Source organism: candidate division KSB1 bacterium (genome assembly GCA_034506255.1).
In the GTDB taxonomy this organism is placed as follows: Bacteria; Zhuqueibacterota; Zhuqueibacteria; order Zhuqueibacterales; family Zhuqueibacteraceae; genus Coneutiohabitans; species Coneutiohabitans thermophilus.
Genome location: JAPDPX010000001.1, coordinates 554,321 through 567,946 on the forward strand (window position 1 = coordinate 554,321; position 13,626 = coordinate 567,946).

Here is a 13,626-nt window from a genome sequence, read left to right on the forward strand (position 1 = left end):
CCCACCTGAATTTTGGATGGGGCATGATGCCTTCACCGTCTGCGATTGAAATCGCAGGCGCAAAGCTCGAGTCGGCTGAAAGCCGATTTATCACCTGATGGGTGGGCCGCCGCCGCGCCGTCCACCGCGCGCCTGTGGGCAACAAACCGCTTTCCTTTCCCGCCGGCTTTTTCTATATTCGCCGGGAATTTTTCCCGAGCAAAACAACCAGGGCGGCAGCATGAGCAGAAATCTGTTTGAGCAGCGACTGCAGGAAAAAATCATTGTTTTCGACGGCGCTACCGGTTCGAATTTGCAATTGCTGAACCTGACGCCGGAGGATTTTGGCGGCGAGATCTACCACGGCTGCAACGAACACCTGGTGTTTACCCGGCCGGACGCCGTCGCGAATCTCCACGCCAGCTTCCTGGCAGCCGGTTGCGATGTCATCGAAACCGACACCTTTGGCGCCACGGCGATCGTGCTGGCAGAGTATGATCTCGGCCGCCAGGCGCATGCGCACAATCGCCGCGCCGCCGAAATCGCGCGGTCGGTGGCCCGCGATTTCTCCACTCCCGACCATCCGCGTTTTGTGGCCGGCTCGATCGGCCCCACCACCAAGCTTCCCAGCCTGGGGCACATCTCCTACAATGAAATGTTCGACGCCTACTTCGAGCAAACTGCCGGGTTGGTGGAAGGCGGGGTCGACCTGCTCTGCGTTGAAACCTGCCAGGACCTGCTGCAAACCAAAGCTGCGCTCGCGGCCATCTTTGCCTACTGCGCGGAAAAGAAAATACATCTGCCGGTGATTGCCAGCGTCACCGTCGAAACCATGGGCACGATGTTGCTGGGCAGTGACATTTCTGCGGCGCTGGCAGCGCTCGAACCCTTTCCGCTCACCGCCATCGGCATGAACTGCGCCACCGGCCCACAGGAAATGTCGGAGAACATCCGCTATCTCACCGGCAACAGCCCGTTTCCGGTTTTTTGCATGCCCAACGCCGGCCTGCCCGAAAACATCGGCGGCCAGGCGCATTACAAACTCACGCCCGAGGACCTCGAGCATTATCTTTCCCACTTCGTGAAAGACCTGGGCGTGCAGATTGTGGGCGGCTGTTGTGGCACCGGGCCGGCGCACATCAGCCGGCTGGTCGCGGCGGTCGGCGGACTCGCTCCCCGGGCGCGCGTGGTTGATTTCATCCCTTCGGCCGCCAGCCTTTACAGCAGCATCCCGCTGCATCTCGATCCCCCGCCGCTGTTGATCGGCGAGCGCCTCAATGCCAACGGCTCGAAGAAATTTCGCGAGCTGTTGCAGCAGGAGGATTGGGAGGCCATGGTGGCAATGGCGAAAGAGCAGGTGCGTGAAGGGTCGCACATGCTCGATGTCTGTGTGGCCTACGTCGGCCGCGACGAAGTGCGGGACATGATAGCGCTCGTCGAGCGGCTGAACACCCAGGTCTCCGTGCCGCTGGTGATCGATTCCACCGAATGGCAGGTGATCGACGCCGCTTTGCAGCGCATCGCCGGCCGGGCAATCGTCAACTCCATCAACCTGGAAGACGGGGAGGCCCGTCTGGCGCATGTTCTGCCCCTGTGCCGGCGCTATGGCGCGGCGGTGATCGCGCTGACCATCGATGAACAGGGCATGGCGAAAACCGTCGAACAAAAGGTCGCGATCGCCCGCCGCATTCACGATCTCGCCTGCGGAAAATACGGCCTGCGGCCGCAGGATTTGATTTTTGACTGCCTCACCTTCACCCTGGGCAGCGGCGACGAGGAATTTCGCAAAAGCGGCATCGCCACCCTGGAAGCCATTCGCCGCATCAAGGCGGAGTTGCGCGGCGTGCGCACCATTCTGGGCGTCAGCAACGTCTCTTTTGGACTCACGCCGCACGCCCGCCACGTGCTCAATTCGGTGTTTCTCTACTATGCCGTGCAGGCCGGCCTCGACATGGCGATCGTGCACGCCTCCAAAATCCTGCCGCTGCACAACATCAACGAGGCCGAGCGCGAACTCCACCGCCGGTTGATTTTCGACGAGCGCCGCTTCGACGAAGCCGGCACCTGCGTTTCCGATCCGCTGCAGGAGATCATGGCCTATTATGCCGGACGCAGCGAACACAAGCAGGAAGCCGCGCCGCTGCCGGCGCAGGTGGAGGAACGCCTGAAACGCCGCATCATCGACGGCGACAAGCTGGGGCTGGAGGCCGATCTCGCCGAAGCACTGCAAAAACATGCGCCACTCGCCATCATCAACGACATTCTGCTGGACGGCATGCGCGTGGTCGGTGACCTGTTTGGCGCCGGCCAGATGCAACTGCCTTTTGTCTTGCAATCCGCCGAAACCATGAAAACCGCGGTGAAGTATCTTGAACCGCACATGGAACGAGTGCAGGGCATGAGCAAAGGGACGATGGTGCTGGCCACGGTCAAGGGCGACGTGCATGACATCGGCAAGAATCTCGTTGACATCATTCTCACCAACAACGGCTATCAGGTGATCAATCTCGGCATCAAGGTGCCGGTGGAGCAGATGATTCACGCGGCCGAGCAGCACGGCGCGGATGTCATCGGCATGAGCGGCCTGCTGGTGAAGTCGACGCTGATCATGAAGGAAAACCTCGAGGTGCTGAATGAGCGCGGCCTCACCATTCCGGTGATTCTCGGGGGCGCGGCACTGACGCGCGCCTACGTTGAGGAGGAGCTGACCGCGCTTTATCGCGGCCCGTTGGCATACGGCAAAGATGCTTTCGCCGGCCTGCAGTTCATGCGGGAAATCTGCGAGGGCGGCCCGCCGGCATCCTCCTCCGCGCCGCCAACCCGCCGGCGCGGGACGGCACGCCGTGAGCAGGATGATGCCGGCGCCGCGCCGGACACGGCGGCTGTCACGCCGGGCTGGCAGCCGGTGGCCATTCCAACGCCGCCTTTTTGGGGAACCAGGGTGGTGCGCGACATCGCGCTCGCCACCGTGTTCCAATATCTCAACAAGATCGCGCTCTTTCGCGGCCAATGGCAGGTGCGTCGGGGCAAAATGTCGGTGCCGGAATACGAACGGCTGGTGCAGGAAAAATTCGAACCGCTGCTCGCCGGGCTGCAGCAGCGGTGCCTGGCCGAACGCCTGCTCGTGCCGCAAGTGATTTATGGCTATTTTCCCTGCAACAGCCAGGGGAATGACGTCATCATTTTCGATGAGCAGGGCAGGCGGGAGATCGAGTGTTTCACTTTTCCACGTCAGTCACAGGGCCATCGTCTCTGCCTGGCGGATTTCTTCGCGCCCCTGGACAGCGGCCGGCGCGACGTGATCGGCATGATGATAGTCACCGTCGGCCACATTGCCTCGGAAATCTCACGCCGTCTGTTTGAAAACGACAAGTATTCCGAGTATCTCTATTTTCACGGCTTGAGCGTGGAAAGCGCCGAGGCGCTGGCGGAATACTGGCACAAACAGATGCGCGCCGAGTTGGGCCTGGCAGCAGAAGATGCCGCCGACCTCCGCGATCTCTTCCGGCAGGGCTATCGCGGCGCGCGTTTCGCCTTTGGCTATCCCGCCTGTCCCGCTCTGGAAGATCAGACCAAACTGTTCCGCCTGCTGGAACCGGCCCGCATCGGCATCTCGCTGACCGAAGAGTTTCAGCTCGTGCCGGAGCAATCGACCTCGGCGATCATCGTGCATCACCCGGCCGCGAGATATTTCAACATTTGATCGGACCCGGCGCGGCTGAGATGCCGGCCGCCTCAGGCAGAGAGTTTTGTTGCCGCCGCTGGCAATTTGCCGCAGGGCAGGATTGCGCCTGCCACCGGGCCTCTGCCAACATGCCTGCTGCCAGGCCGCGGGCAGACAACAGAAGAACCCGCCGCCTGCTCTCCCCACGATAAAGCCCAAACACACGCCTTGTCAAGCGGGCAGGTCAGATCATCCCGCATCCCGGTTGCTGCACGCCGCAAGCTCTCCCACATAAATTCACCCTCTGTACTCGACCCTCTCTGTCTGTACTTCTCTGCAACGCCGGGCGGCTTTTGGTAAGGCATTTGCACTCTTCCCACCGGCTAATTTCCCCTGCATTTGAAACTCGCTGATTCTCAAGCAGGCTCAGTAAAATGGCGTTATGGCAATCTCGAATTTGCAAGCGAACAGGAAAAATTTTGCAGATCAATGACGGCACTCCCCGCAGCCGGGCATCACATGGCGTGCGAACCCTGCCGGCGCTGACAGTTTTACTTGTCGGCGGTCTTTGCCTGCCTGCCTGCAGGCTGGAGCCGCCCCAGGCACCCCGCTGGCAGGCCAACCTTACTGTTCCGCTCGTTGATTTTCGCTATGACATGCGAACTTTGATTGCCGAGGATGATCAGCTTTACGCGGGTGGCGACAGCCTGGTGCACTTCCTGGCAGAGTCACAACTCGACACTTTCGTGGTGGGCGAACGCTTGCGATATGCCGGCTTTGACCAGAGTTTTCACAAGCGTTACTTGACGATCCCCGCTGACACAGTCCAGCAGCGTCTTTCCTTTCCGGATTTTTATGCGCCCAGCGGCAATCTCACCGGCCAAAGGGCGATCATTCCTCCCTTCCCCTTTGCCCTCAACGCTGTGCCGTTGCCGGCTTACAAGGGATTCGCCTGGGTCGAAGTGGAGAGCGGCATTTTGCTTTTGCATTTGCACAACGAACTGCCGGTTGCACTCGGCCCGCCGCTGCACCTGCGGCTCCACGACGACAGCTTGTCCGCCGTGCTGGTCGATTTTCTGCATCGTACGGAAATTCCCCCCGGAGGGGTAGTGGAGCAGCGTTTTGATCTCAGCGCCAAAAAATTCTCCAACTCGCTGGTGTTGCAGCTTTCCGGCGAAAGTCCGGGCAGTGGCGGCCGGTTTGTCACGGTTGCGGCGACCAATGGGGTGCAGGTGAGAGTGGCGGTAAGCGATTTGAGAATTCGTCGCGTGCGATTGCCGCTCGCCTCGTTCTCGTTGGACGGGGAGGAGGAGATCCCGCTGGGGGATTCGCTGAGCGTCAGCCGGGCGGACATCAAGAGCGGGAGTCTATCCCTGAATGTGCGCAGTTCATTCCCGGTGGCAAGCTGGATGGTGGCAACGCTGCCGGATTTTTACCCGCCCGGCCGCGCCGTGCTGCGCGATTCACTGTCGCTGCAGCCGCAGCAACTCTCTTCTTTTCAGTTGAACCTTGCCGGCCATGTTTTTCGACCATTGGCAGCGCCCTTTGGCCGGCAAAAAATTCGCCTGCACTGGCGTTTGCAGTCGCAGGCGGCGGCGCAGCAGGAAGTGACACTGACAAACAATGATCTGGTGGAGGGAAATTTTACCAGCACTCCGTTCGTCTTCTCACGAGTGCGCGGCCGCTTTCAGACCAAAGCGTTCGACCTTGCCCCCCGCCGCTTTGCACTCGCCCTGCCCGAGGGTTTGGACAGTCTGCAATTGGCGGCGGCCGAGATGACCGTCACCCTGCGCAACCGCATCAATTTTCCGCTCACCCTTGCTTTTCAAATTCAGGGGGATCACGCTCGACAACTCAGCCTGCAAGGGCAGGCCTCACCGGCGGGCGGCAGCGCACCAACCACCGCGCAGATTCTGCTGACGGAAAAGAACAGCACGCTGGCAGCATTTCTCAGCAGCCTGCCGCACGCCATCACGGTTCGCGGGCGGGTGCTGGTGGGCGATGCCACCTATCTCGGGAGCGCGCAGGAAAATGACTTTGTCACCGGCACGCTGCGTCTGGATGCTCCGCTGATGTTTCAATTGCCGTCGCAGAAGATTGAGGCACCGCTCACGGAAGTGAAGATTGAAGCCGCACTGCGGCGGGAACTCGAGGAGAGAGTGAAGGAGGGACGGTTGCGCGTGCGGGTGACCAACCACCTTCCCGTGGCCGCCGTGTTGAGCCTGCATCTCGCCGCCCGCCGCACCGGGGTCTACTCCCAGCCGTTATTGGTGAAATCGCTCAGCCTGCCGGCGCCCTCACTGGATGCCAAGGGGCGTGTCGTGCGGCCGGTCATGAAAGAGACGGAAATCCCGCTGTCAGCGGCCGATTTGCAGGTTTTGCAAAACGTGCCATTGCATGCCGGTGTCGTGCTCGATCTCGCCAGCAGCGCAGGCAGGACCGTGCGCGTGAAGGTGCAGGATTATCTCGCCGTCCAGGCGGTGGTCGAGATCGCCACCCGGATGGGAGACCGCGTGCCGTGACAGCGGCGGTGGAACAACATGCCAGTGGAGGACTGCCCAGCACAGGATTGCACCATGAGTCTGCAACGGTTGGTCTTTTGCCTTTTCGTACTTCTTCTTGTCGGCGACAACTCCCGTACGCTCGCACAAAGCGGCCTGGCCAATGCCCGCAGTTTCGGCATGGCCGGCGCCTATCTTGCGCTCGCGCGCGGCGCAGAAGTCAGTTCGTGGAATCCCGCCAATTTGGGATTGCGGGATAATCCCGCACGTTCCCTGCACTTTCTTGCGCTGGGTTTGCATATCTCCAACAACGCCTTTGCAAAAAATGACTATCATCTTTACAACGGCGCGTGGTTGAGTGAGAAGGACAAGGAAACGATTTTGCAGCTCATCCCCTCAGATGGGCTACGTTTTCAGGTGGGCAGTGAGGCGACGCTGGCTGCCTATTCACACCAGCACCTCGCCGTAACGGTCGCGCTGCAGGGATTCTCCTCCGGCCGCCTGCAACGTGATTTTATCGCATTGGCTTTGCAGGGCAACGTGCTCAACCGCCGTTACGAGCTCGCGGGCAACCACGGGAGTGCTTTCGCCGCCGTGGTTGCCGGTTTTTCTTTTGGCCGGCCCGTTTCGCTACCTTTGCTCACGCGCCATGTGCGGGAGTTTGCCGCCGGCATCACCATCTCCTATCTGCATGGCCTGGCGGCCGCCGAAGTACGCGAAGCGGGCGGCGCTTTTCTCACCACCTGGGAGGGCCTGAGCGGAGACGGGCGCGCCCGAATGCGAATTGCAACCGGCGGGCATGGGCTGGCATTCGATTGCGGCACAACGGCAGTGATCAATCGACACTGGTCAATCGGTCTCGCCATGCGCCACTTGCTCAGCGCCATTTACTGGAATCACAATGTCAGGGAATATGAATGGGGCGTGCATGCCGACTCGCTGACCGCCCGGAGCTGGAATGACAACCCGGAAGCAGCTCTGCAAAGCTGGTCATGGGAGCGCCGCGGCCCGGCGTTCTTCTCGTCCTTGCCGCCGATGCTGCATGCCGGTATCGCCTGGCGTCGCGGTTGCCTGCAGATGACAGCCGATGTCGTACAGCCTCTGCGCCGGACGGCTGCCCTCTCCCGCCGGCCCGACCTTCGCCTTGGCTGCGAGGCACGTTACTGGTCATTTTTGCCCTTGCGTTTGGGCGTGAACACCGGCGGAGGCAGCGGCTGGGGAACGGCCTTTGGTTTGGGATATAATCACAAAACCTTCGCTGTTGACATGGGCGCCCAGACGCGTGGCGGCTTGCTGCCGTCTGCCGGCAAGGGCGCAGGCTTGGCACTGGGCATGCGCCTGCAGAGATGAACCCGACCTCACAGCAAGCAGACCTCGAATGTGGAAGACATTATTGGGGATCACGCCAGCACTCTTCTTGACATGACTGCCGTCTCGAGGTTTGTACCCAATCCGATCATCATCCAGTAAAAGAATCGAGTTTTCTTTGCCTCCGAAAACGGCCATTGCGCCAATGGCTTTTAGTCTTGCGGAATTTCTGCTTCCGTGGAATGATCCGCTCCCGCCGCCAGCAGGCGCTGCCGGCGGACTTCGGCCATTACGATGCTGGCGGCGTGGCTGAGCGCGAGGGAGGTGGCGCCTCCCACGGTGGGGATGCGGAGAAAACCATCGCAAAAATCGCGCAGACTGCGCGACAAGCCGCGTCGTTCCCCGCCAATCGCCAGCAGGATTGGGCCAGTCAGATCCACTTCATACATTGCCCGTTTGGCGGTGGCAAGACTTCCCCAGAACTTCACTCCCAGCCGCCGCAAGGGCGTCAATTCTTTTTCGACATTTTCGATTTGCACGAGAGGCAGGCGTTCGAATGCACCGGAGCTGGCGCGCGCGACCGCCACACCGTCGAAATTCCACACGTGCTTTTTGAGAAATACCGCGTGCGCTCCCAGGGCTTCCGCTGTGCGGAGCGTGTACCCCAGATTCTGGGCATCTTCCGTTCCTTCAATCAAGACAACAAAAGCTGGCTCAGTGAAGTGCCGGCAGTGCTCGAGCAGCTCGGACACTGACGTCGGTGGTTTGGGTGTGCAAATGAGCGCCAGCCCGCCATGGGATCTGCCCCTGGTCAGCGATTCCAGTTCGCCGGCAGTCACATACTTGATCGGAACGGACTGAGACTCCGCCGCGGCGATCACCTCCTGGAGACGCGACCCCGGCGTACCCTGCTTGACGAGCAACAGCTTGAACCGGCGTCGTCGCGCCAGCAGAGCCGCCAGCACACACGGTTTCCCTTCCAGAATTTCCATGGCTTGTTGCGAAATTCCATTTTTGCCGCAGCGTTTGAGAGTCGTCGCCGGCGGGTTCGATTTTCTGTACGGTCGCAATTTGGTGCAACTCCCGGAGAAAAGCAACAGGGTCCTGCTGCCCGCCCCGGCGGCGGCGCTTGCGCCGGCAGTGGCGATCGTTGTGTGCTTTTTCCAGATCTTTGCACTTTCCTGAAGAAAACTTTCACGAAACTGTATCTTTGTTAGTGGGGCTTTCTTCACTCACGCTCGCATCCTGCACACGGGGGCAAAGCGGTCGTGTGCAGTGGCGCTTTGCGACCGCCTTTGCCAAACATCTCCAACGGGCCGGCATGCCGACTCTTGCGTTGTTCGTGCCGTTTTTCTTCCGCATCGGTTTCACACAGAGGAGAAAAAGAGATGTGCCAAATCGGTATGATTGCGCAGGATAGCCAGCTCAACCGATCATTGCGCCACGCGCTGCAGGCGAGCGCCGGCTGTCAGGTTTCCAGCTTCGACAACGCTTTAGACTGCCCACCCGTTCAACTCCACCACTTCAACCTGCTCATCGTCGAATGGCGGGCGATCGCTCTCCGGCAACAATTTTTCCAGGAATTCAGCAGGATCAATCCCGCAGCCACCGTTGTTCTGATTGCTCCCCACGAGGTGGCGGCCGGGCTGGCGGATCATGCCGCTCTCGGTATCGATGAAATCATTTCTCCGCCACACAACGAGCACCAAATGACTGCTGTGTGCACCCGGCTCTTCCAGAAGAGCGCCGCCGTGCATCAATTGTGCGCGCTGCAGGAACGGCTGCACCGCGAAATGCGGCAACGCCAGATTGTCGCCAGAAGCAGGGCGATGCGCGAGATTATTTGCCGGCTGCCGCAGTTGGGTGATGCCGGAGCAACAATCCTGCTCACCGGTGAAACCGGCACCGGTAAAGAATTAATCGCCCGCGCGATTCATTATCTGGGCCCGCGCGCCGGACAGTCGTTTGTGACGGTTGATTGCGGCGCCTTGCCGGAGCATCTCAGCGAGAACGAATTGTTTGGTCACGGCCGTGGCGCCTACACCGGCGCCAACGCTTCCGCCATCGGCTTGATTCAAGAGGCTGCGGGCGGCACACTCTTTCTCGATGAAATCGAAGCGCTGCCGCTGAGTGTGCAGGCCAAATTTCTCCGCTTCTTACAAGAGCATCAGTACCGACCACTGGGTCAGACGAAATATATCACTGTGGATGTGCAGGTCATCGCCGCCAGCAATCGCGACCTGGCGGAGGCGGTGCGGCAGCGGGAATTCCGCCAGGATCTGTATTATCGCCTGGAGGGAGTGAAAATCATTGTGCCACCCCTGCGCGAACGCAAGGCCGATATTCCCGCGCTGGCCTTTCATTTTCTCGAAAAGTATTCGTCACCCGCGACGGAGCCGGCTCCGACCATCCCCGAACACGTGCTGTGCGACTGGTTAAATTATGACTGGCCGGGCAATGTACGCGAACTGGAAAACAAGATCAGGTCGCTGCTGCTCGCACAACAGCCCGGCTGGGAAACCGGCGCGCCTTTTGCCGGTTCTGATCCCGAGGCCGTGCAGCCGCTCATGGAAGTCAGGCGGGAAGCGCTCGCCCAATGCGATATCACCTACCTGCAAAAACTGATGAAGCTGACGGAGGGCAATCTCAGCGCTGCTGCCCGTCTCGCCAAGATTCACCGCAAAAATCTGGCACACTTGCTCAAGAAATATGGGATCGTCTCTCCGCGCCACCGCTATTCACCTGTTTCCTGAGGTTCTCACACCTCAGTCTGCTGGCCGGCGAAATGGTTGTTTTGCCGGCATGCTGTGTTCGCACCGAGGCGTTTGCACCTCATACCCTCTTTTCCCCGCCCGTGCAGTTTGCTCCCCGGAGCAAAGAATCCCGCCTTAATTGCGGTTTTCCTGCAGGCCAATTTCATGGTCTGGATGTTGCCCGCCTGTCATCGCATAACGATGTTGCTGACGCAACATGAGCCGTGAGCCGACCCGGAAACAAGCAAGCAACTTGAAGAGACGCTCCCCAAACGAGACGTACCGCATCGCCATCGCGATTCTGCACTACCTTCGTGACCATCCCCAGGCTAAGGACAGCGCCAGGGGCATCGCCCAGTGGTGGGTGGGGGAGGACAGAGATGCCGTGGAACAGGCGCTTGCAGTCTTGCTGCGCGAGGGCATTCTGGTGAAGCGCCGACATCTCTACCAGTTGGCCGCCGAGTGTAATGTGCCACACGCGCTCGACCTGTTCGAGCAGACTTGGCGGCAGCAATGCAAGAAATAACAGCCGAAACTCGGGATGCTTCCACTAAATCAACAGATCGCGTAACGCATGCTTCCAACCTGCAAGTCAAAGCAAGCTGGAAGCATACACCAAAAAACTTCGCGATCGTAATAGTTCCTTCCGGGTAATACCGTAGCATGGGCACAGCCACAACCAAATCTATCAACCGCCAGGCCGCAAAGCGCGCCAGGCTGGTATTGCTTTGTGTTCCTGTCAGCCTGACGGGTCAAAAAACTTCACGGGTGGGATAATTCTGCGGAGTAATACCATGCCTGGGCCGGTGCAACTGAGGCGCGCACACCTCAGATGGTTGGCCCTCACGTCCGCCGCAGCGAATGTCTCTTCTGCAAACAAAGCACTTATCTCGTCGCCACAACACTGTTTGGGATGGCGTGAATGTTGCGGGTTGTCAAACAGCAATCGCATCACCTTGAGTCAAATCCGACTGTGGCGCCCGAGTTGTTTTGCACAGCTCTGAAACAAACTCATGAATCTCTTTTACAAAAAGTCCAGTGCCGGGCGGCCGGCACAATCTGCGCCGGTGAAGCTACTGAAGCAACGACCGGCATTGCCCTACGAGCATGCCCATGCACTCTTGCTCGACGAGCTGCGCTGGCTCAACCGGCTATTGGCCGCCCACGTGTTGCGCCTGCGCCGGGTGGATTTTTATGACCGGGTAAAAAGCTTTCGCGATGTCTTTATTGCGGACGAGGAGATTGATGCGTTGCTCATGGCTGGGATTTTTGAAGCAGACAGCTTGCGTAGCGACGACGAGCGGGGCAAGCACATGGCGAAGCTGATGCAGCAAGCACAGGATTTGCGCCAAGAGATTGGGCGGCGGGTTCAAGAGGCCCTGACCCGAAATGTTCACCTGCCGCTCGTTCATCTGGCCCGCAGCTTTCATCTGAGCGAATTTGAGCAGCAGGCGCTGGTGATTTGCCTCGCACCGCTCATCGACGCGCGGTATGAAAAACTTTACGCTTATCTGCAGAACGACGTCGCCAAAAAATTCCCCAGCGTGGATTTGATTCTCGGCTTGCTCTCGCCGGGCCCGGAAGAGCGTTTGCGGCTTTTGCCGCACTTCTCTTCCGGCTCGCGGCTGCGCCATTACGGCCTGCTCGAAAGCGCGGAAAGTGAGGCCGGCACTTCAGCAGCGCAGCATTTCCTGCGTGCCGATGCGCGAATCGTGCAATATGTGCTGGGCAATCAGGCGCCGGATCCGCGTGTGTTGCCGCACCTGTGTTTTTTTCCGCCGCTGCCGTGGAAGAACATTGTTGTTCCTGCCGCCTTGCAGCATCGCCTGCAAAAGCTCCTGCAAACGCATTTGAATGATGCCACCGGCCAGCGTCCCATTCTGTATCTTTATGGCCGATCCGGCGTTGGGAAAAAGACCGTGGCGCGCACCTTGTGCGGCGAGGCCGGCGTGGGCTTGGCGGTCGTCGATGTGCGGTCGCTGCTGCGCGCACCGGAAAATTTTGTGGAAAAAATCCGGCTGATTTTGCGCGAAGGCTTGCTGCAACCGTGCGCGGTGTATTTCGACCATCTCGAAAAGCTGGAAAACGCCGATGGCGAAAATATCACCCATTTGACCATGTTGATGCAGGAATTGCGCGAATTGAGCTGGCTCACTTTTCTGGGGAGTGAAAATCCGTTGCCGGCCGAGCTGCTTGATCTCGCGACCATTTACGCTATAGAAATTCCAGCGCCCGATTACGCCGCGCAAAAAAAACTGTGGGAAATCCATCTCGATGGCATCTTGGCGGAAAATGATTGGCCCCACCTCGATGAGCTGACGGCGCGATTCGATCTCACCGGTGGCCAGATTGCCCGCGCCGTGCGCCGCGCCCAACAAGCGGCGCTCGTGCGTGATCCCGAACAAGGCCAGGTGACTCTCGACGACCTGTTGGCGAGCAGCCGGGTGCAGTCGCAGCCCAAGCTCGTCGCGCTGGCGCGCAAAATCGAACCAAAATATCGCTGGAGCGAGTTGGTGCTGCCCGAGGATCAAATGACGCAGTTGCGTGAGCTGGCCAATCAAGTGAAGCATCGGCAAACCGTGATGGGCGAATGGGGCTTTGGCAACAAACTCGCGCTGGGACGCGGACTCGCCGCGCTTTTTGCCGGCCCCAGCGGCACCGGCAAAACCATGGCCGCCGAGGTGATCGCCAACGACCTCGGCCTCGATCTCTACAAAATTGATCTCTCGGCCGTGGTGAGCAAATACATCGGTGAGACCGAAAAGAATCTCAACCGCATTTTTACGGAAGCGGAGCACAGCAACGCCATCCTGTTTTTCGATGAGGCCGATGCCCTGTTCGGCAAACGCTCCGAAGTGCGCGATTCCCATGACCGCTATGCCAATATCGAGATCGCGTATCTCCTGCAAAAAATGGAAGAGTACGAAGGCATCACCATTCTTGCCACCAATTTGCGGCAAAATCTGGACGAGGCGTTCACGCGGCGCATCCGGTTCATTGTGGAGTTTCCGTTTCCCAACGAGGAATATCGCCGGCGCATCTGGCAGGGCATCTGGCCAAAGGCAACGCTGGTGGCGCCGGAAGTCGATTTCAATTTCATCGCCCGGCAGTTCAAGCTCACCGGCGGCAACATTCGCAACATTGCCCTCGCGGCGGCGTTTTTGGCGGCAGAGAATGGGCAGATGGTCACGATGAAGCATTTGCTGCAGGCGACCCGGCGCGAGTTTCAGAAGATGGGCAAGGTGATCAACGAAAGTGAATTCGCGCAGGTCGGTATGTGTTGAGCTTGCACCAAACCGGGCTTGCAACGAAAAGGGAGCTGCAAAGAAAAGAGCGGGCGGGTCATCCCGTGGGAATCTTTTTCTGCATGAACACAATCGTTACGAGCAGGGATTCTTTCAGAGTGACACAGTTCGCGGAC

7 protein-coding genes are annotated in these 13,626 nt (G+C 59.5%); 6 read left to right on the top strand and 1 reads right to left on the bottom strand.

What is annotated here, in order from left to right; genetic code table 11:
- The first annotated feature begins 220 nt into the window (after positions 1-220).
- The 3 genes from metH to ONB52_02345 all read left to right on the top strand — a co-directional run bounded on the left by metH (position 221) and on the right by ONB52_02345 (position 7,494).
- Positions 221-3,682 (top strand): methionine synthase, encoded by a 3,462-nt coding sequence (gene metH, locus ONB52_02335; protein ID MDZ7414979.1) that lies wholly within the window; start codon positions 221-223, stop codon positions 3,680-3,682.
- Positions 3,683-4,299: 617 nt separating this feature from the next.
- Positions 4,300-6,165 carry a hypothetical protein gene (locus ONB52_02340; protein ID MDZ7414980.1) on the top strand — a complete coding sequence of 622 codons (1,866 nt, stop codon included), beginning with the start codon at positions 4,300-4,302 and terminating at the stop codon, positions 6,163-6,165.
- Positions 6,166-6,219: 54 nt separating this feature from the next.
- The gene (locus ONB52_02345) at positions 6,220-7,494 is read left to right on the top strand and encodes a hypothetical protein (protein MDZ7414981.1); all 1,275 of its coding nucleotides are present in this window, start codon (positions 6,220-6,222) and stop codon (positions 7,492-7,494) included.
- Between the two features lie 170 nt (positions 7,495-7,664).
- Here ONB52_02345 and ONB52_02350 read toward each other — a convergent pair whose 3' ends face one another.
- Positions 7,665-8,444, bottom strand: a complete 780-nt coding sequence (locus ONB52_02350; protein ID MDZ7414982.1) for an RNA methyltransferase — start codon at positions 8,442-8,444, stop codon at positions 7,665-7,667.
- Between the two features lie 396 nt (positions 8,445-8,840).
- On the opposite strand from ONB52_02350, the gene ONB52_02355 reads away from it, so the two are divergent.
- The 3 genes from ONB52_02355 to ONB52_02365 all read left to right on the top strand — a co-directional run bounded on the left by ONB52_02355 (position 8,841) and on the right by ONB52_02365 (position 13,489).
- A complete protein-coding gene (locus ONB52_02355; GenBank protein MDZ7414983.1) occupies positions 8,841-10,205 on the top strand; it encodes a sigma-54 dependent transcriptional regulator in 1,365 nt (454 codons plus the stop codon).
- 253 nt (positions 10,206-10,458) lie between these two features.
- A complete protein-coding gene (locus ONB52_02360) occupies positions 10,459-10,731 on the top strand; it encodes a hypothetical protein (protein MDZ7414984.1) in 273 nt (90 codons plus the stop codon).
- Positions 10,732-11,218: 487 nt separating this feature from the next.
- On the top strand, positions 11,219-13,489 hold the full coding sequence (locus ONB52_02365; GenBank protein MDZ7414985.1) for an AAA family ATPase: 2,271 nt from the start codon (positions 11,219-11,221) through the stop codon (positions 13,487-13,489).
- Positions 13,490-13,626: the final 137 nt, after the last annotated feature.

Coding starts and splice junctions, on each gene's coding strand:
- ONB52_02350 (MDZ7414982.1), bottom strand. CDS start 8,444: ATGGAAATTCTGGAAGGGAAACCGTGTGTGCTGGCGGCTCTGCTGGCG.
- ONB52_02345 (MDZ7414981.1), top strand. CDS start 6,220: ATGAGTCTGCAACGGTTGGTCTTTTGCCTTTTCGTACTTCTTCTTGTC.
- ONB52_02340 (MDZ7414980.1), top strand. CDS start 4,300: ATGCGAACTTTGATTGCCGAGGATGATCAGCTTTACGCGGGTGGCGAC.
- ONB52_02365 (MDZ7414985.1), top strand. CDS start 11,219: ATGAATCTCTTTTACAAAAAGTCCAGTGCCGGGCGGCCGGCACAATCT.
- ONB52_02355 (MDZ7414983.1), top strand. CDS start 8,841: ATGTGCCAAATCGGTATGATTGCGCAGGATAGCCAGCTCAACCGATCA.
- metH (MDZ7414979.1), top strand. CDS start 221: ATGAGCAGAAATCTGTTTGAGCAGCGACTGCAGGAAAAAATCATTGTT.